This is a genomic window from Micromonospora sp. 067-2 (assembly GCF_046549295.1).
GTDB lineage: Bacteria > Actinomycetota > Actinomycetes > Mycobacteriales > Micromonosporaceae > Micromonospora.
This window is the reverse complement of sequence record NZ_JAJPWB010000008.1, coordinates 196,162-213,248: the sequence shown is the minus strand read 5'-3', so window position 1 is coordinate 213,248 and position 17,087 is coordinate 196,162. Positions and strand designations below refer to the sequence as shown.

The window sequence follows — 17,087 nt, the reverse complement described above, 5'->3', positions numbered from 1 at the left end:
CCCGTTTGCGGTTAACGCAAAATGAACTTCGCCGCGCCGGCTCAGGACATGGTCGGCAATGTCACTCGGACGACCTTGCCGTCGGAATCCGTGTCGATGCGGACCCGCTGGCCGAGCCGGAGCAGCCGCAGCCCGGAGGCGTCGAAGGCCGGGGCCGGAAAACGCAGCTCGGTGCCGTCGTCGAGCAGCAGGACCCCACTGCGCGTCGCCGCGTCGTAACTGGCCACCGTGCCCTGCATGCTGGCACCGTACACCGGGAGGTTGTCAGCGCGCGGGGGAGCCGAGGCCGGCCAGCACGGCGGTGCGCGGCCCCAGCCCGAGCCGGACGGCGACGGCCAGGTCCGCGGCCGTGTCGACGTCCCGGCGCAGGGTGGGCCAGTCGCCGGTCAGCGGCAGCGCTCCGCTCGCCGCGTGCGCCGCCGCGGAGCCCTCCCCAAACCGGGGGTCCAGGGCGACGTCCGGCGGCGCGGCGAGCAGCACCGTGCCGCCGCCCGGAGCGTCCGGCACGAACCAGCGTGCCCCGGGCCGGCCGGTCTGCGCCGCGAGCAGCGCACCGGCCAGCTCGGCCGGGCGCAGCGCCGGCAGGTCGGCGGTGAGCCCGGCCACCCAGCCGGCGGTCGAGGCTGCCGCGCCGTGCCGGAATGCCGCGTTCAGGCCGGCGTCCGGCTCGTCGGGCAGCACGCGCGCGCCGGCCGCCCGGGCCGCGGCGGCCACCCGGGCGTCGTCGGTCACCACCAGGACCTCGGCGACCGCCGGGCAGGCCAGCACCGCGCGGAGTGTGTCGGCCGCCAGCGCCAGTGCCAGCTCCTCGTGGGGTACGCCGGGCAGCGCCCCCCGCAGCCGGCTCTTGGCCGCGGCCAGACGCTTCACCGGCACCACCACGGCCCACCTCGGCTGACTCACGTCCGCAATCCTGCCAGCCGGACGCTGGGACCCTCGCTGGCCGTACCGGGGGCGAGCAGGCATGATTTCCGCTGCGGGTGTCGCGGACGGGGTCCGCGGTGGGGTGGGGCGCGACGAGGAGGCACAGTGACACGGCGGAGGCTGGGGTTCTGGCAACGGTTCGCCGTCGCGCTGGTCAAGCCGGTGATGACCCTCTGGACCCGGCGCACCTGGCGCGGCCAGGAGAACCTCGGCCGGGCCGGTGGCGTGATCATCGTGGCGAACCACATCTCGCACGCCGACCCGCTGGTCTCCGCGCACTTCGTCTACGACGCCGGCCGGTGGCCGCAGTACCTGGGCAAGGCCAGCGTGTTCCGGGTGCCGGTGGTCGGCTGGATCCTGCACCGGTGCCGGCAGATCCCGGTGGAGCGGGGCAGCGTCGACGCCGTCCGCTCGCTGGATGCCTCGATCGCCGCACTCGACCGGGGCGGCGCCGTGGTGATCTATCCGGAGGGCACCACCACCCGACAGCCGGAGCTGTGGCCCATGAAGGCCAAGACCGGCGCCGCCCGGCTGGCGTTGGCCACCGGCGCGCCGGTGGTGCCGCTGGTGATGTGGGGGCCGGAGCGGATCTTCGATCCGCGGACCACCCGGTTCAACCTGCGCCCGCGGATCCCGGTGACCGTGGTCGCCGGCGAACCGATCGACCTGGGCCGGTGGGCGGGAGCGTCCCCGACCCGGGCCACCCTCGAGGAGATGACGGACACCATCATGCTGCGGTTGCGGGACATGCTCGCCGAGATCCGCGGCGGCACACCGCCGCCGTTGTGGGAACGACCCGCCCGGCCCGACGTCGAGCGCCAACAGCAGGGCGGTGCCGCGTGAGCGGGCACGTCGCGGTCCTCGGGGCCGGCTCCTGGGGCACGGCGTTCGCCAAGATCCTCGCCGACGCGGGGCGGGACGTGACGGTGTGGGCCCGCCGCGCGCCGGTGGCCGACAGCATCCGTGGCGAGCACCGCAATCCCGAGTACCTGCCGGACCTGCTGCTGCCGGCCCGGGTCACCGCCACCGCCGACGCCGCCGAGGCGATCGCCGGCGCCGAGATCGTGGTGCTGGCAGTGCCGTCCCAGACCCTGCGCGGCAACCTCGCCGAGTGGGCCCGGCACCTGGACCCCGACGCCACCCTGGTGTCGCTGATGAAGGGCATCGAGCTCGGCACCACCAAGCGGATGAGCGAGGTCATCGTGGAGACCGCCGGGGTCGCCGCCGACCGGGTGGTGGTGGTCTCCGGCCCGAACCTGGCCCCCGAGATCGCCGCCGAGCAACCGGCCGCCACCGTGGTCGCCGGAACCAACGACCACCGCACCGCGCTCGTCCAGGCGTCGATCCGCACACCCTACCTGCGCCCGTACACCAACGACGACGTCATCGGCTGCGAGCTCGGCGGGGCGGTCAAGAACGTGATCGCCCTGTCGTACGGCATCGCCACCGCGATGGGGTTCGGCGACAACACCCGGGCCATGCTGATGACGCGCGGGCTGGCCGAGACCGCCCGCCTCGGCGTGGCGCTCGGCGCGGACCCGATCACCTTCGCCGGCCTGGCGGGCATGGGCGACCTGGTCGCCTCCTGCTCGTCCCCGCTGGCCCGCAACCGGACCTTCGGGGAGCACCTCGGCCGGGGCGAGACGCTGGAGCAGGCCCAGACCGCCACCCGGCAGACCGCCGAGGGCGTGAAGAGCTGCCTGGCGATCCGCGATCTGGCCCGGGCCCACGGGGTGGAGATGCCGATCACCGAGCAGGTCGAGCGGATCTGCCACGAGGGCATGGACCCGCGCCTCGCCGTCGAGACCCTGATGAGCCGGACGGCCAAACCCGAGTCGTACGAGTGAGGAACCGATGAGCGACCTGGGGGACGGCACCCGCTGCGTACGCGCCGGACTGCCCGAGCCGGCACCGGGGGACCCGTTCCTGCCCGGGCCGGTGTTCGCCGCGCCGTACCATCTCGACCCGTTCCAGGGCCCGGCCGGCTCACCGAACGGCTACGGCCGGCCCGACAACCCGACGCGGCGGCTGCTGGAGGCGGCCGTGGGTGAGCTGGAGGGCGGGGACTGCCGAGTCTTCGCCACCGGTCAGGCCGCGATCACCGGGATGCTGCTCACCCTGTTGCGCCCGGGGGACACCGTGGTGCTGCCCACCGACGGATACTTCCCGGTCCGGGCGTTCGCCACCGGCGTGCTGGAGACGATCGGCGTCCGGGTGGTGTTCGCGCCGACCGTCGGGCCGTACCCGTTCCTGGACGGTGTCCGGTTGGTGCTGGTGGAGACCCCCGCCAACCCGGGTCTGGACGTGGTCGACGTGGCGGCCCTGGCCGAGCGGGCGCACGCCGCCGGCGCGCTGCTCGCGGTCGACAACACCACGGCGACGCCGCTCGGCCAGCGCCCACTGGACCTCGGTGCCGATCTGGTGGTCGCCTCCGGCACGAAGGCCCTCACCGGCCACTCCGACCTGCTGCTGGGCTACCTGGCCAGCCGGTCCGCCGAACTGGTCGAGGCGGTGACCGTCTGGCGCACCACCACCGGGGCCGTTCCGGGCGCGTTCGACGCGTGGCTGGCCCACCGGTCGCTGGCCACCCTCGACCTGCGGCTGGCCCGGCAGAGCGCGAACGCCGCGGCGGTCGCCGGCCTGCTGGCCGACCGGTCGGACGTGACCGGCCTGCGCTGGCCGGGGCTACCGGACGACCCCGCGTATCCGGTGGCCTCGGCGCAGATGCGCCGCATGCCCGGTGTGCTCTCGTTCGACCTGGGTGACGCCGACCGGGTTGGCCGCTTCGTCGCCTCCGCCCGGCTGGTGGCGGCGGCCACCTCGTTCGGTGGTCTGCACACCACCGCCGACCGGCGGGCGCAGTGGGGTGACGACACCGCTCCCGGTTTCGTCCGGCTCTCCTGCGGTGCGGAGGACACGGTCGACCTGGTGGCCGACATCGCCGCCGCCCTGGACGCCGCCGGGCCGGTCTGAGTGCCAGCTCCCTTCGCCACCGACCGGCCCGCCCTGGTGGGCCGGCTGCGGGCCGCCGGCTGCGTCTACGCCGAGGACGAGGCCGACCTGCTGCTGGCCGCCGCAGACAGCCCGGAGGGGTTGGCCGAGCTGACCGACCGCAGGGTGGCCGGCGAACCGCTGGAGTACCTGCTCGGCTGGGCGGAGTTCTGCGGTCTGCGGATCGCCGTCGACGCGGGTGTCTTCGTACCGCGTGGCCGGACGGCCCTGCTGGTCGAGGCGGCGGCCGGGCTGACCGGCCCGGCTCCGGCCGTGGTCGACCTCTGCTGCGGCTCCGGGGCCACCACCGTCGCGCTGGCGCACCGGCTCGCGCCGCGCTGGCTGGCCGCCGCCGACATCGACCCGGCGGCCGTGGCGTGCGCCCGCCGCAATCTCGCCGGGCTGGACGCCGAGGTGTACGAGGGTGACCTGTTCGCGCCGCTGCCGTCACACTGGCGGGGTCGACTGGACCTGGTGGTCGCCAACGCCCCGTACGTGCCGACCGATGCGGTGGCGCTGATGCCGCCGGAGGCGCGGCTGCACGAGGCCCCGGTGGCGCTCGACGGCGGCCCGGACGGGCTCGCCGTCCTGCGCCGGGTCGGTGTCGACGCGGCCCTCTGGCTGGCCCCCGGCGGCCACCTGGTGGTCGAGGCCGGCGACGCGCAGACCGACGCGCTCTGCGGGGCGTTCGAGGCGGCCGGGCTGGTGCCGACCGTGCGGCACGACGAGGACCTGGACGCCACGGCGGTGACGGCCCGCCGCCCCGGCTGAGCCGGTCCACGTAGTTGGCGGCATCGGGGTCAGCGGGGGCGGACCCAGACGAGGAACCGCTCGACGCACGCCGCCGGGAACTGGCGAACTGTCCGACTCGCGGTCCGGTCGGACCCTGCCGGGGTGGGCGGGCGTGGCGGGAGCGAGGTCGACGCACTAGCCTCGGCTCACAATCACGAACGGCGGGAGGCGGTTTTCGGTGGGCAGCGCAGGGGTGCCGGTGGTCGTCGGGCTGGACAACGGCGGCACCAGCAACAACGCCACGGTGCTGACGGTGGACGGCCGTTTCCTGGTGGACGGGCTGTTGGAGATCCCCAGCGAGGTGCAGGCCGGGCCGGACGCGGCGATCGAGGCGCTGGCCCGGGCACTGGACGGGGCTCTGGCGCAGACCGGCGTGCCGCGCGAGCTGGTCCGGTCGGTCGGGCTGGACACTCCCGGCCCGGCCAGCGCCACCGGCGTCATCTCGTCGCGGGGCTCCACCAACTTCGCCCAGCCGGCCTGGCGCGGCTTCGACGTGCGGGGTGCGCTGGAACGGCGGCTCGGCCTGCCGGTGGTCTACCACAACGACGGCAACGCGGCCGCGCTCTACGCCCACCACGTGTACTTCGGCGCCGAGGCGATGACCCGTTCGTCGGTCTCCGCGATCGTCGGCACCGGCCTCGGTGGCGGGGTGGTCGAGGGCGGCCGGGTGATCGCCGGCGCGGCCGGGATGGCCGGGGAGTTGGGGCACGTGCACATTCCGCTGACCGGGCTGCTCGGCCCGGGGCAGCCGGAACCCACCTGCGCCTGCGGCTTCACGGGGGACGTCGAGAGCATCGCCTCGCTGACCGGCATCGAGCGCAACCTGCTGCCGTACTGGCTGACTCGGTACCCCGACCACCCGCTCGCCGTGGAGCCGCTGGCCCGGGCGGCGAAGCTGGTCCGGGGCTACGGAGAGCGGTCCGACGCGCTGGCCCGGGACGTCTTCACCCAACAGGCGATGGCGCTGGGCCGGTTGTTCACCGTGGCGGCCAACTTCACCGACCCGCACGCGTACTTCGTCGGCGGCGGCGTGGTGGAGGCGGCGCCGGAGTTCCGCGACTGGTTCCTGGCGACGGTCCGCGAGCACACCGTGCTCCGCGACGAGCAGGCGGCGGTGGCGACCTTCGCCCTGGTGCCGGAGCGGGACATGGCCGGTGCCCGCGGGGTGGCGATCGCCGCGCTGGAGGCGCTGCGCGCCGTACCGGAGGTAACCCCGCTGGTGGCCTGAGGCCCGCTCCGGCCGGGCATGCCCGGTCTGAGCCCGCTCGGGCGCTCAGCGTCGGGGCGGTGCCTGGGCGAAGGCGACCCAGGCGGCCGGCGGGAACAGCAGTGCCGGGCCGGTCGGGTCCTTGGAGTCGCGGACGGCCACCAGCCGCGGGATAGCGGCCATCTCCACGCACGCGCCCTCGTCGCCGCTGCGGCTGCTCTTGCGCCAAACCGCCGCGGCCAGCGCCGCTGAGATCGTCGGTGTCATCGGTCCTACCGTCCCTTCAGGAGTGTGAGGAGCTGGTCGCGGCTGTCCGCCGGGCTGAGCGCAACGCTCCGCAGGTGCTCCATGATCTTGGTGCAGGTACGCGTCTCGCCGGCGCGGTCGAGGATCATCTGGCCGGCGACGGTCTCCACCGAGGCGATGATCGGGTCTTCCGGGTCGGCGAACTCCAGGATGTGCAGCGAGCCGCGGGTGCCCCGGTGGTAGCCGGCGGAGAGTGGGATCACCTGGACGGTGATGTTCGGCAACTCGGCCATCTTGACGAGGTGGCGCAGCTGCCCGTCCATCGCCGACCGATCGCCGACCGGGCGCAGCAGCGCACCCTCGTCGATGATCGCGTCGAGGATGGGCGGGTCGTCGCCGGTGAGCCGCTGCTGCCGGTCGAGGCGCACCTTGACCCGCTGCTCCACCAGGTCGTCGCCGAGGGTGTGCGGCCCGCCGCGCATCACGCCACGGATGTAGTCGGCGGTCTGCAGCAGGCCGGGCACCACCGAGGGCTCGAAGTTGGCGATGGCGGTGGCTTCGGCCTCCAGGGCGATGAAGTCGATGGTGCGCGGGTCCAGCAGGTAGGAGTACGACACCCACCAGCCCGGCTTACGGGCGTCCTTGGCGAGCTGCACCGCCGCGCTCACCTCGTCGGCGCCCACCCCGTACGAGGTGAGCAGGGCGCGCACGGTCGCGGGGCTGATCAGCGTCTGAGCGTTCTCGTACCGCGAGAGGGTGCTGCGGGTGCTGTTGATCTCATCCGCGGCGGTCTCCAGCGTGAGCCCGGCGGCTTCCCGGTGGTGGCGCAGGGCGATGCCGAGCCGGCGGGCGCGGGCGGTCTTCGGGGCCATGCATCGATGGTCGCACACATCTGCGGGAACGTCTGCATGAGAGAACGTCGATGAGAGTTGCATTCATTGCTGTACACGTGTCAATCTGTCATCGCGTCCTCACCGCCGGTTGTCGTGGCGACGGTGGTGGTGAGCGACCGGAGGGGATGGGGCGCGCGGCGATCGGGTTTCTCCCCCGTACCCGATCGTCGCGTGCCGCCGCCATCCCGGCCCGCCGGAAGGAGACGACGTGCGTACCGGTCCGGAGCCCCACGCCGTTCAGCCGGACGGCCGGCGATGACCCGTTTCCTGGTGGTGCTCACCGACGTGCGCCCCGTCGAGGGCATCGACCGTAACGAGCGAACCGTCCCCGAGCGGCGCCGTCAGGTCGTCGGCGCCAGCAGTCGCGAGGCCGCCGACCGGATCGCCGGCGCCTTCATGGCGCTGGGCATGGTGCGGGCCGGCCGGCAGCGGGTCAAGGTGATCGCGGTCGGCCGGCGGCACACCCACGACTGAGCGGGCCGGCCGCAGGCGCTCCGCCGAACATCCCGTCACGCACCGTATATGCTCTGCTGACCGAATGCCGTGTCGTGCCGGGGCTCACCGGGTATCGCCTCGCCCTACCGCCACGCACAGTAAGGTCAACCGGGTGAGCGCCACCGGCGAGCACGATCAGCCGCAGTCGCGTACGAAGAGGTGACCGGAGTGACCACCCCAGGCAAGACCCGCGTGGCGATCGTCTTCGGCGGCCGCAGCCCGGAGCACGGCATCTCCTGCGTCAGCGCCGGCAGTGTGTTCGGCGCTCTCGACCCGGACGAGTACGAGGTGGTGCCGGTGGGCATCACCCGCGCCGGTCAGTGGGTGTTGACCAGCGGCGATCCCGCACAGCTCGCGATCAACGCCCGTCAGCTACCGGAGATCACCGCCGAGTCCGGCGCGGACATCGTGCTGCGCGCCGACCCGACCGGCAACGGGCTGATGGTGCTCGACCCGACCGAGGGCCCCCGGGCACTGGCCGACGTGGACGTGGTCTTTCCGGTGCTGCACGGCACGTACGGCGAGGACGGCACCATCCAGGGAATGCTGGAGATGGCCGGAATTCCCTACGTCGGGGCGAACGTGTTCGCCTCCGCCGCCGCGATGGACAAGGAGTTCACCAAGAAGCTCTGCGCCGTCGAGGGCATCCCGGTCGGCTCGTACGCGGTGCTGCGTAACGGCATGACGCTCGGCGAGCAGGACAAGGAGCGGTTGGGCCTGCCGGTGTTCGTCAAGCCGTCCCGGGCCGGCTCGTCGTTCGGCATCACCCGGGTCACCGACTGGGCGCAGCTGGACGCGGCCGTCGCCACCGCCCGACAGTTCGACCCGAAGGTGATCATCGAGGCTGCCGTCGTCGGCCGCGAGATCGAGTGCGGCGTGCTCGAGGGTGAGGCCGGTGGCGTGCCCGAGGCGTCCGTGCTGGCCGAGGTGCGGGTCGTCGCCGACCACGACTTCTACGACTTCGAGGCGAAGTACCTCGACGACTCCTGCGAGTACGACATCCCGGCCGGCCTGCCGGAGAAGGTGACCCGCCAGGTGCAGGAGTACGCCGTCCGCGCGTTCACCGCGCTGGACTGCGCCGGCCTGGCCCGCGCGGACTTCTTCGTCACCCCCGAGCTGGACGTCTACCTCAACGAGATCAACACGATGCCCGGGTTCACCCCGACGTCGATGTTCCCGCGGATGTGGGCGGCCTCCGGCCTGGAGTATCCGAAGCTGGTCAACCGACTGATCCGCACCGCCCAGCGGCGCGGCGTCGGCCTGCACTGACGGTGCGGCCAGCCGGTCTGGCCCAGCCCGGGCCAGCCGGGTTCGCCCGAGACGGGCTGCCGGTCGGCAGGAGCGGACTCAGCTCCGGCAGCCGGAGGGAATGTCGCCACCGGACGGCACCGACGCCACGATCGCGCTCGACACCGGCGACGCCCACTGCAACGGCTGCTCGTAGGAGCGCGGGATGCGCAGCGTGATCGCCGTCTCCCGGTCGACCGTGGTGAGGACCGCCGAGTCGCCCTGCTCGGCCGGGTGCCAGCAGACCCCGTTGACCCGCCAGACCTCGTCGGTCGCCGGAAAGGTGGGCTCGGTGCCGCCGCAGGCCACGGTCAGCGCGGGATCGCCGTACGCGGCGTTCTGCTCCGGGCCGGCGGTGACCGGGCGCTGGTTCAGGTCGCGGATGCTCTGCGGCAGTTGGGACAGCAGGGCCCGGCAGACCGTGGCCGGGCGGGCGGCCAGCGCCGGAGCGGCCATCTCGACCGGGGCGGTGGACTGCACCCGCGCGGTCGTCGCGGAAGGGCTCGGCGCGGCGCCCGGCTCGGCCGGCGAGAGCTTGGCGAAGGCCAGCACCCCCACCAGCAGCGTGACCGGCAGGGCGATCAGCGTGGCCAGCACGGCAGCGCTGCGCTGGGTCCGGTCCCGACCGGCCGGCGCGTCCGCGGCGGGCTCGGCCGGCCCGCGGATACCGTCAGCCGGCCCGGTCCCGTCGGCCAGGTCGCGTGAGACGTCCGACCCGTCGTCGTCGAGAGTCGGGGAGGAGGAGGTCCTGATCTCGTCCATCTACAACCGCACCACGGAACACGTGAGGGTGCGAGTGATGCCGGGCACCATCTGCACCTTGCTGACGATGAGCTTGCCGAGCTCGTCGACGGTGTTCGCCTCGGTGAGGACCACCACGTCGTACGGCCCGGTGACGGCGTCGACGCGTACCACGCCGGCAAGGTCCGCGATGAGACCGGCCACGTCACGTGCCCGGCCGACCTCGGTCTGGATGAGGATGTACGCCTGTACCACGACTCGACCTCCGTCCGTCGCCGCCCAGGGGCGGCCCGAAGGGTGAAACTACCTTACGGAGCAGGTCCGATCCCTAGCGGTGGTCAAGGAGCAGCGGTGAGCGAGCGCGGCGGAGCCGGGCAGAACGGGCACAGCGCCGGCGGTGGCGCCAGCGTGGCCGGGATCGGCGAGTTCGGGTTGATCGGGAGGATCACCGCGCGGCTGCCGACCGGGCCGACGACCCTGCTCGGCCCGGGGGACGACGCGGCGGTGGTGGCCGCCCCGGATGGCCGGGTGGCGGCCTCCACCGACGTCCTGGTCGACGGGCGGCACTTCCGGCGGGACTGGTGCTCGGCCCGCGACGTCGGGCACCGTGCCGCTGCCGCCAACCTGGCCGACATCGCGGCGATGGGCGCCACCCCGACGGCCCTGCTGGTCGCCCTCTGCATGCCGGCGGACCTGGAGACCAGCTGGGCCGAGGAGCTGGCCGACGGGCTGGCCGCGGAGGCGTCGACGGTCGGCGCGAGCGTGGTCGGCGGGGACATGTCGTCCAGCCCGACCCTGACCATCGCGGTCACCGCGCTGGGCGACCTCGGCGGTCGTCCGCCCGTGGTGCGCTCCGGCGCCCGCCCCGGCGACGTCCTGGCCCTGGCCGGTCGCACCGGGTACGCGGCGGCCGGGCTGACCGTGCTCACCCGTGGCTTCCGTACGCCTCGGCTGCTGGTCGAGGCGTACCGGCGGCCGCAGGTCCCGTACCCGGCCGGGCCGCAGGCCGCCCGACTCGGGGCCACCTCCATGATCGACGTGTCGGACGGCCTGCTCGCCGACCTCGGACACGTGGCGGCGGCCAGCGCGGTGGCGATCGACGTGCGCCGCGACGCGTTCGAGGTGCCCCGGCAGATGGCCGACGCGGCGCAGGCCCTCGGCGTCGACCCGTACACCTGGATCCTGGCCGGTGGCGAGGACCACGCGCTGGCCGCGACCTTTCCCCCGGCGGTGGCGTTGCCGCCGGACTGGCGGCCGATCGGCCTGGTGGCGGCCGGTGCCGGGGTCACCGTGGACGGCGGGCCCTACGACGGTCCGCGGGGCTGGGACCACTTCCGGTGAGGCTCCTCGCCGGCCGTACCCTGGACACCGTGAGTGAGATCGAGATCCGGGTGGTGCGGTTCGACGCGCCGGTGGCGCAGCAGTTGATCAGTGCCGCGCTGGCCGACCTCGGTGCCCGCTACGGCGGCACCGGCGACGACACCCCGGTGGACGCGTCCGAGTTCGAGCCGCCGGACGGCGCCTTCCTCGTCGCCTGCCTGGCCGGCGAGCCGGTCGGCTGCGGCGGCTGGCGCAGCCACGGCGCGGACACCGCGGAGCTGAAGCGGATGTACACCTCCCCGGCGGCCCGTGGGCGGGGTGTGGCCCGGACGGTACTGGCCGCCGTCGAGCGCTCGGCCCGCGAACAGGGCCGCAAACGGATCGTCCTGGAGTGCGGGGACAAGCAGCCCGAGGCGATCGCCATGTACACGTCCGCCGGCTACGAGCGGATCCCCAACTTCGGCTTCTACAAGGACGCGGAGGGCTGCGTCTCCTTCGGCCGTACCCTCTGATCCGGCAGCGGGGCGGCCTGGCTGCCGACCTCTCAGCCGGTGATGATCCGGATCGCTCCCGCCGCCCGGGTGACCGCGACGGTCGCCTCCGTCGGGTCGGCGCCCCAGGCCAGCACCTGGCCGCTGCGCCGCGCGGACGAGGTGACCTCGGCCACCCGGTCGCCCACCGCCACGCCCACCCCCACGTCCAGCACGCCGGGCACCCGGCGGGCCGTGCGCACGCCGTCCACCGCGGCGACGGTGCCGGGCAGGGCGAGCAGGAACTCCACCGCCGCGGCGCCGGTCGGCCGGGCCGGCAACCCCGGACGTTCTCCGCGCAGCATCCGCAGGTAGGCGGGCACGAACCCGAACTCGTAGGCGACCGAGATCAGCGCGGTGATCAAGTCACCGGGCAGCCGGGCGGCACACTCCACCAGCGCCGGCCCGTCGGCGGTACGGATCCACTCGCTGTGCAGCACGCCGGTGCGGAAGCCGGCAGCCTCGGCCAGTCGGGTGGCCACGTCGAGCAACTCCCGCCGGGCGAGCGGAGGCAGCGCGGACGGCACCGTGTGGCCGGTCTCCACCGGCCGGCCACCGGTCAGCACCCGCTTGTCGGTGACGTTGCCGAAGCGCACCTCGCCGTCGGCCACCAGCAGCTCGACGCTGTGCTCGCTGCCGACCAGCACCTGCTCCACGAGGACCGCGGTGGGCAGACCCCGACCGGTGGCGTCGACGGGCGTCTCCGGGTCGGCGCTGGCGGCCCAGGCGGCGGCGACCAGCGCCGGATCGGAAACGATCTGTACGCCGAGGCTGCCGGCGCGCCGGGTCGGCTTGAGCACGCACCGCCCGCCCTGCCGCTGGGCGAACGCGGTCGCCTCGGCGGCGGTGTCGACCAGCTCGAACGCCGGGTTGCCGAGGCCGGCTCCCGCAGCGAGCACCCGCATCCGGTGCTTGTCGGTGAAGATCTCGGCGGCCGTGACACCGGCGCCGGGCAGGCCGAGCGCCTCGGCCAGTTGGGCCGCGGCGAGCACCCCGTACTCCAGACCGGGCACCACCAGCCGCGCGGCGGCGAGCTCCGGTTCCCGGGCGAGCAGTGCTGCGGTGTCCAGGCCGGTCTGGTACTCGACCGCCACCAGGCGGGAGACGAACGACAGCGCGGCGCAGTGCCGGTCGAGGTCGCGGCTGCGGATCAGGTCGGGTTCCTCGACCACGACCACGCTGCCGGCGGGCAGCAGGTCACCCAGCCCGCGCAGCAGGTCCAGCGCGGAGCCCAGCACGACCATCTCGTCTCGGCCCAGGTCCAGCTGCACCCGTCACCCCTTCGTCCGGCCGGAACGCGACGCCCGGCGCAGCGCGACACTAACCGGACGGCGGGCGGGGTTGGGACCAGCGTCGCCTAGTCGTCAGCGACCCTCCGCGCACACGACAGAGCCGGCGGACCGCAGCGGTCCGCCGGCTGAGCCGTACGAGAAGGTGGGTGCTACCGCGTCAGGCGCGGGTGACCTTGCCGGCCTTGATGCACGAGGTGCAGACCTGCAGCTTCTTGGTGTTGCCGCCACCGGCCGGGGTGCGCACCGACTGGATGTTCGGGTTCCAGCGGCGGTTGGTCTTCTTCTTGGACCAGGGCACGTTGTGGCCGAAGCCCGGCCCCTTGCCACAGACGTCGCACACGCTAGCCACGGGATACTCCTGGGTTGATACGTTCATTGGGGTCGCCGGCCGGTGCTGCCCGGGCAACCTGGTCAGGTTACCCGATGACCCGCCGACCCGGCCAATCGCCCCGTGTCGGTGCGCGCCAGTAGGCTTCTGGCCGTGCTGGACACCCTCGACGCCGCCGCGGTCCGCCGCTGGTGCGCGGGTGGGCTGGCCGCACTCAAGCGCCACCAGGGTGAGATCGACCAGCTCAACGTCTATCCGGTGCCCGACGGCGACACCGGCACCAACCTGGTGCTCACCCTCACCTCGGCCCAGCAGGCCCTCGCTATGGACCTGGACACTCTTCCCGACAGCGGGCCGACCGCGCACGGGCACGCGTTGCGACTGATGGCCCAGGGCGCGTTGCTCGGCGCGCGCGGCAACTCCGGGGTGATCCTCTCGCAGATCCTGCGCGGCTTCGCCGATGCGGTCGCCGCCGTGCCGGCGGTGCGCGGCCGGGAGTTGGCCGCGGCGCTGCGGGCCGCGACCGCCGCCGCGTACACGGCGGTCGCGCGGCCGGTGGAGGGCACCCTGCTCACCGTGGTCGGAGCGGCCGCTCTCGCGGCCGAGCGGGCGGACAGCGACGACCTGCCGGTGGTCGCCCGGGCCGCGGCGCGGGCATCGGCGCAGGCGCTGGCCCGGACCCCGGAGCAGCTGCCGGCCCTGGCCCGGGCCGGCGTGGTCGACGCGGGTGGCCGAGGCCTCTGCGTGCTGCTCGACGCGCTGGTCGAGGTGCTCGGCGGGGACGTCGCCGACCGGGTCGCGCCGACGCCGCGCGCCGCCCGGCCGGCGGCCGCCGTCGCGCGCGAGACCGGTTCCGACGAGTACGCCTACGAGGTGCAGTTCCTCCTCGACGCCGATGCCGAGGCGGTGGGCGGGATGCGCCGGGCGCTGGACGCGCTGGGCGATTCGCTGGTCGTCGTCGGTGACGGGCGCGAGCCGGTAGGCACCTGGAACGTGCACGTGCACGTCAACGACGTGGGGGCGGCTGTCGAGGCGGGGGTCGCCGCCGGCCGCCCGTACCGGATCTCGGTGACCCGCTTCGCCGACCAGGCTGAGCCGCCCTCCGGCCTCGCGACCGACGGCCGGGCCGCCGTGGTGGTGGCCACCGGCGTCGGGATCGCGGGGCTGTTCGCCGCGGAGGGGGCCACCGTGGTGCCCGGCAACCCGTCCACCGGGGAGCTGCTGGAAGCGGTACGCGGCACCGGCGCGGCCCGGGTGGTGGTGCTGCCCAACGACCCGAACGCCGAGGCGGTGGCCAGCGCGGCGGCCCGTGAGGCACACCGGCACGGCATCAAGGTGAGCGTGGTGCCGACCCGATCGCCGGTGCAGGCACTGGCCGCCCTCGCGGTCCGTGACGGCGGCCGCCGCTTCGAGGACGACGTGATCGCGATGGCCGAGGCGGCCGGCGCGTGCCGCTACGCCGAGGTCTGCCACGCCAGCCGGGAGGCGCTGACCGTCGCCGGCCCGTGCCGCCCCGGCGACGTGTTGGCGCTGGTCGAGGGGGAGGTCCACCTGATCGGCACCGACCTGACCGACACCTGCGCGGCCGTGGTCGACCGGATGCTCGGCGGCGGCGGTGAGCTGGTCACCCTGCTCGCCGGGTTGGACGCTCCCGCCGGGCTCACCGACGCCGTCCGCGCGCACGTCGCGCGACGGTGGCCGTTCGTCGAGGTGCACGCGTACCAGGGCGGCCAGCCGTATTATCCGCTCCTGGTGGGGGTCGAATGAGCGAGCCGGCCACGGTGGACACCGCGCTGAAGAAGCTGGTCGGGGACAAGACGGCCAAGGCGCTCGCCAGCCACCTCGACCTGCACACCGCAGGTGACCTGGTCTACCACTTCCCCCGCCGCTACGACGAGCGCGGCGAGCACACCGACATCCGCTCGCTGGACGTCGGTGAGCAGGTCACCGTGTTGGCGCAGGTGCAGCGCACCGCCGTGCGACCGATGCGCCAGCGCCGGGGCAACCTGCTGGAGGTGACCGTCGGCGACGGCTCCGGCGGCCTGCTCACGCTGACCTTCTTCGGCAACCAGGCGTGGCGCGAGCGGGAGCTGCGTCCGGGCCGGTGGGGGCTGTTCGCCGGCAAGGTCACCGAGTTCCGGGGCAAGCGTCAGCTCAACGGCCCGGAGTACGTCCTGCTCGGCGAGGGCGGCGAGGGTGAGGCGGCGGTCAGTGACGAGATCGAGGAGTTCGCCGGTGCGCTGATCCCGGTCTACCCGGCCGCGGCGGCGGTGCCGACCTGGGTGATCGCCCGCTGCGTGCGGGTCGTTCTGGACACCTTCACCCCACCGGAGGATCCGGTGCCGGCCGCTGTCCGGGCCGGCCGCAAGCTGGTGGAGCTGGGCAGCGCGCTGCGGGAGATCCACCGACCGTCCAGCAAGGAGGAGCTCTACCGGGCACGGCACCGGCTCAAGTGGGACGAGGCGTTCGCCGTGCAGTTGACCCTGGTGCAGCGCAAGCACCGGGCCGCCGACTGGCCGGCCCGGTCCCGACCGGCGCGCACGGAAGGGCTGTTGGACGCCTTCGACGCCCGACTGCCGTACGAGCTGACCGCCGGTCAACGCGACGTCGGCGTGGAGATCGCGGCCGATCTCGCCATCCCACACCCGATGCACCGGTTGTTGCAGGGCGAGGTGGGCTCGGGCAAGACGGTGGTGGCGTTGCGGGCGATGCTCCAGGTGGTCGACGCGGGCGGCCAGGCGGCACTGCTGGCACCCACCGAGGTGCTGGCCGCGCAGCACTACCGCGGCATGCTCGACCTGCTCGGGCCGCTCGGACGAGCCGGTGAACTGGGTTCCGCCGACCACGCCACCAGGGTCGAGCTGGTCACCGGTTCGTTGGGCGCGGCGGCCCGTCGCAAGGCGCTCGCCGAGGTCGCCAGCGGCGCCGCCGGCATCGTGCTGGGCACCCACGCCCTGCTGTACGAGGGGGTGGACTTCGCCGACCTCGGCCTGGTGGTGGTCGACGAGCAGCACCGCTTCGGGGTGGAGCAGCGCGACGCGCTGCGCGCCAAGGCCGACCAGCCGCCGCACGTGCTGGTGATGACGGCCACCCCGATCCCGCGCACGGTGGCGATGACCGTCTACGGCGACCTGGAGGTCTCCACCCTCTCCCAGTTGCCCCGGGGTCGTTCGCCGATCGCCTCGCACGTGGTGCCGGCCGCCGAGAAGCCGGCCTACCTGGACCGGGCGTGGCGTCGGCTGCGCGAGGAGGTGTCCGCCGGCCACCAGGCGTACGTGGTGTGCCCGCGGATCGGTGATTCAGCGGCCTCGGAGGAGGAGCCGCCGCCCGAGGACGACAACGGGCGACGGCCGCCGCTGGCGGTGACCGAGGTGGCCCCGCTGCTGGCCGAGGGGCCGCTGCACGGGCTGCGGATCGGGGTGCTGCACGGCCGCCTGCCGGCCGACGAGAAGGACGCGGTGATGCGCTCGTTCGCCGCCGGTGACCTGGACGTGCTGGTGGCGACCACAGTGATCGAGGTCGGCGTGGACGTGCCCAACGCGACCGTGATGATCGTGTTGGACGCCGACCGGTTCGGTGTCTCCCAACTGCACCAGCTCCGCGGCCGGGTAGGCCGGGGCGCCGCTGCCGGGCTCTGTCTGCTGGTCAGCGAGGCGGCCGAGGGCTCGTCGGCGCGGGAGCGGCTGGACGCGGTGGCGTCCACTGGCGACGGGTTCAAGCTCGCCGAGCTGGATCTGGAGCAGCGTCGCGAGGGCGACGTGCTGGGCGCCACCCAGTCGGGGCGGCGTTCGCACCTGCGGCTGTTGTCGTTGCTGCGCGACGCCGACCTGATCCGTGACGCCCGTGCCGAGGCGATTGCCCTGGTCGAGGAGGATCCGGAGCTGACCGCTAATCCGGCGTTGGCCGCGTCGGTCGCGGCCCTGGTCGACGAGGACCGCGCGGAGTACCTGGAAAAGGGCTGACTGCGCGCCGTCGGGGCTGCGCTGCGGTCGATCCGGTGCTCAAAGGACCCTACGACGCCGAGGGCGCGCCGACCGGATG

The 17,087-nt window shown here is 74.0% G+C and carries 19 protein-coding genes; 11 read left to right on the top strand and 8 right to left on the bottom strand.

The features are described 5' to 3' along the window. Positions 1–41: 41 nt before the first annotated feature. A complete protein-coding gene (locus ACLJN9_RS20740) occupies positions 42–239 on the bottom strand; it encodes a cold-shock protein (RefSeq protein ID WP_410813108.1) in 198 nt (65 codons plus the stop codon). Between the two features lie 25 nt (positions 240–264). Next, positions 265–903: a 2-phospho-L-lactate guanylyltransferase gene (gene cofC, locus ACLJN9_RS20735; RefSeq protein WP_410813107.1), complete on the bottom strand. Its 639-nt coding sequence runs from the start codon at positions 901–903 to the stop codon at positions 265–267. A 126-nt stretch (positions 904–1,029) separates the two neighbouring features. On the opposite strand from cofC, the gene ACLJN9_RS20730 reads away from it, so the two are divergent. From ACLJN9_RS20730 to ACLJN9_RS20710, 5 genes are all read left to right on the top strand, one after another. Further along, complete coding sequence (locus ACLJN9_RS20730) at positions 1,030–1,767, top strand: lysophospholipid acyltransferase family protein (RefSeq protein ID WP_410813106.1); 738 nt, start codon at positions 1,030–1,032, stop codon at positions 1,765–1,767. Further along, positions 1,764–2,771: an NAD(P)H-dependent glycerol-3-phosphate dehydrogenase gene (locus ACLJN9_RS20725; protein ID WP_410813105.1), complete on the top strand. Its 1,008-nt coding sequence runs from the start codon at positions 1,764–1,766 to the stop codon at positions 2,769–2,771. Before ACLJN9_RS20730 ends, ACLJN9_RS20725 begins: the two co-directional genes overlap by 4 nt. Before the next feature lie 7 nt (positions 2,772–2,778). After that, the gene (locus ACLJN9_RS20720; RefSeq protein WP_410813104.1) at positions 2,779–3,897 is read left to right on the top strand and encodes a cystathionine gamma-lyase; all 1,119 of its coding nucleotides are present in this window, start codon (positions 2,779–2,781) and stop codon (positions 3,895–3,897) included. Continuing rightward, positions 3,898–4,686: a putative protein N(5)-glutamine methyltransferase gene (locus tag ACLJN9_RS20715; RefSeq protein WP_410813103.1), complete on the top strand. Its 789-nt coding sequence runs from the start codon at positions 3,898–3,900 to the stop codon at positions 4,684–4,686. It begins immediately after the preceding gene. Positions 4,687–4,885: 199 nt separating this feature from the next. Beyond that, entirely contained in the window at positions 4,886–5,935 is a 1,050-nt protein-coding gene (locus tag ACLJN9_RS20710) for an ROK family protein (protein ID WP_410813102.1), read from the top strand. 45 nt (positions 5,936–5,980) lie between these two features. On the opposite strand, the gene ACLJN9_RS20705 is transcribed toward ACLJN9_RS20710, so the two are convergent. Next, a complete protein-coding gene (locus tag ACLJN9_RS20705) occupies positions 5,981–6,181 on the bottom strand; it encodes a DUF397 domain-containing protein (RefSeq protein WP_410813101.1) in 201 nt (66 codons plus the stop codon). Positions 6,182–6,186: 5 nt separating this feature from the next. Next, the gene (locus ACLJN9_RS20700; RefSeq protein ID WP_410813100.1) at positions 6,187–7,032 is read right to left on the bottom strand and encodes a helix-turn-helix domain-containing protein; all 846 of its coding nucleotides are present in this window, start codon (positions 7,030–7,032) and stop codon (positions 6,187–6,189) included. Between the two features lie 276 nt (positions 7,033–7,308). Between ACLJN9_RS20700 and ACLJN9_RS20695 the strand changes: the two genes are divergently transcribed. Together ACLJN9_RS20695 and ACLJN9_RS20690 are read left to right on the top strand one after the other, a co-directional pair. Continuing rightward, the gene (locus ACLJN9_RS20695) at positions 7,309–7,527 is read left to right on the top strand and encodes a hypothetical protein (RefSeq protein WP_410813099.1); all 219 of its coding nucleotides are present in this window, start codon (positions 7,309–7,311) and stop codon (positions 7,525–7,527) included. Between the two features lie 189 nt (positions 7,528–7,716). Beyond that, positions 7,717–8,817 carry a D-alanine--D-alanine ligase family protein gene (locus ACLJN9_RS20690; RefSeq protein ID WP_410813098.1) on the top strand — a complete coding sequence of 367 codons (1,101 nt, stop codon included), beginning with the start codon at positions 7,717–7,719 and terminating at the stop codon, positions 8,815–8,817. Between the two features lie 78 nt (positions 8,818–8,895). Here the strand turns inward: ACLJN9_RS20690 and ACLJN9_RS20685 are convergent, their stop codons facing one another. Both ACLJN9_RS20685 and ACLJN9_RS20680 read right to left on the bottom strand, forming a co-directional pair. Next, a complete protein-coding gene (locus ACLJN9_RS20685; RefSeq protein WP_410813097.1) occupies positions 8,896–9,597 on the bottom strand; it encodes a DUF3515 domain-containing protein in 702 nt (233 codons plus the stop codon). Continuing rightward, positions 9,598–9,831 carry an Lrp/AsnC ligand binding domain-containing protein gene (locus tag ACLJN9_RS20680; protein ID WP_013284547.1) on the bottom strand — a complete coding sequence of 78 codons (234 nt, stop codon included), beginning with the start codon at positions 9,829–9,831 and terminating at the stop codon, positions 9,598–9,600. It abuts the gene before it with no gap. 153 nt (positions 9,832–9,984) lie between these two features. Here ACLJN9_RS20680 and ACLJN9_RS20675 point away from each other — a divergent pair, with 153 nt between their 5' ends. Then, positions 9,985–10,917, top strand: coding sequence for a thiamine-phosphate kinase (locus ACLJN9_RS20675; RefSeq protein ID WP_410813319.1), 933 nt, complete (start codon positions 9,985–9,987; stop codon positions 10,915–10,917). A 29-nt stretch (positions 10,918–10,946) separates the two neighbouring features. Continuing rightward, the gene (locus tag ACLJN9_RS20670; RefSeq protein ID WP_410813096.1) at positions 10,947–11,408 is read left to right on the top strand and encodes a GNAT family N-acetyltransferase; all 462 of its coding nucleotides are present in this window, start codon (positions 10,947–10,949) and stop codon (positions 11,406–11,408) included. Positions 11,409–11,440: 32 nt separating this feature from the next. On the opposite strand, the gene ACLJN9_RS20665 is transcribed toward ACLJN9_RS20670, so the two are convergent. Continuing rightward, the gene (locus tag ACLJN9_RS20665) at positions 11,441–12,697 is read right to left on the bottom strand and encodes an ATP-grasp domain-containing protein (protein ID WP_410813095.1); all 1,257 of its coding nucleotides are present in this window, start codon (positions 12,695–12,697) and stop codon (positions 11,441–11,443) included. Positions 12,698–12,875: 178 nt separating this feature from the next. Then, positions 12,876–13,067: a 50S ribosomal protein L28 gene (gene rpmB / locus ACLJN9_RS20660; protein ID WP_091671657.1), complete on the bottom strand. Its 192-nt coding sequence runs from the start codon at positions 13,065–13,067 to the stop codon at positions 12,876–12,878. A 132-nt stretch (positions 13,068–13,199) separates the two neighbouring features. On the opposite strand from rpmB, the gene ACLJN9_RS20655 reads away from it, so the two are divergent. After that, positions 13,200–14,813: a DAK2 domain-containing protein gene (locus tag ACLJN9_RS20655; protein WP_410813094.1), complete on the top strand. Its 1,614-nt coding sequence runs from the start codon at positions 13,200–13,202 to the stop codon at positions 14,811–14,813. Beyond that, positions 14,810–17,008, top strand: coding sequence for an ATP-dependent DNA helicase RecG (gene recG, locus ACLJN9_RS20650; protein WP_410813093.1), 2,199 nt, complete (start codon positions 14,810–14,812; stop codon positions 17,006–17,008). Before ACLJN9_RS20655 ends, recG begins: the two co-directional genes overlap by 4 nt. Positions 17,009–17,087: the final 79 nt, after the last annotated feature.

Coding starts and splice junctions, on each gene's coding strand:
- ACLJN9_RS20740 (WP_410813108.1), bottom strand. CDS start 239: ATGCAGGGCACGGTGGCCAGTTACGACGCGGCGACGCGCAGTGGGGTC.
- ACLJN9_RS20720 (WP_410813104.1), top strand. CDS start 2,779: ATGAGCGACCTGGGGGACGGCACCCGCTGCGTACGCGCCGGACTGCCC.
- ACLJN9_RS20705 (WP_410813101.1), bottom strand. CDS start 6,181: ATGACACCGACGATCTCAGCGGCGCTGGCCGCGGCGGTTTGGCGCAAG.
- ACLJN9_RS20700 (WP_410813100.1), bottom strand. CDS start 7,032: ATGGCCCCGAAGACCGCCCGCGCCCGCCGGCTCGGCATCGCCCTGCGC.
- ACLJN9_RS20695 (WP_410813099.1), top strand. CDS start 7,309: ATGACCCGTTTCCTGGTGGTGCTCACCGACGTGCGCCCCGTCGAGGGC.
- ACLJN9_RS20685 (WP_410813097.1), bottom strand. CDS start 9,597: ATGGACGAGATCAGGACCTCCTCCTCCCCGACTCTCGACGACGACGGG.
- recG (WP_410813093.1), top strand. CDS start 14,810: ATGAGCGAGCCGGCCACGGTGGACACCGCGCTGAAGAAGCTGGTCGGG.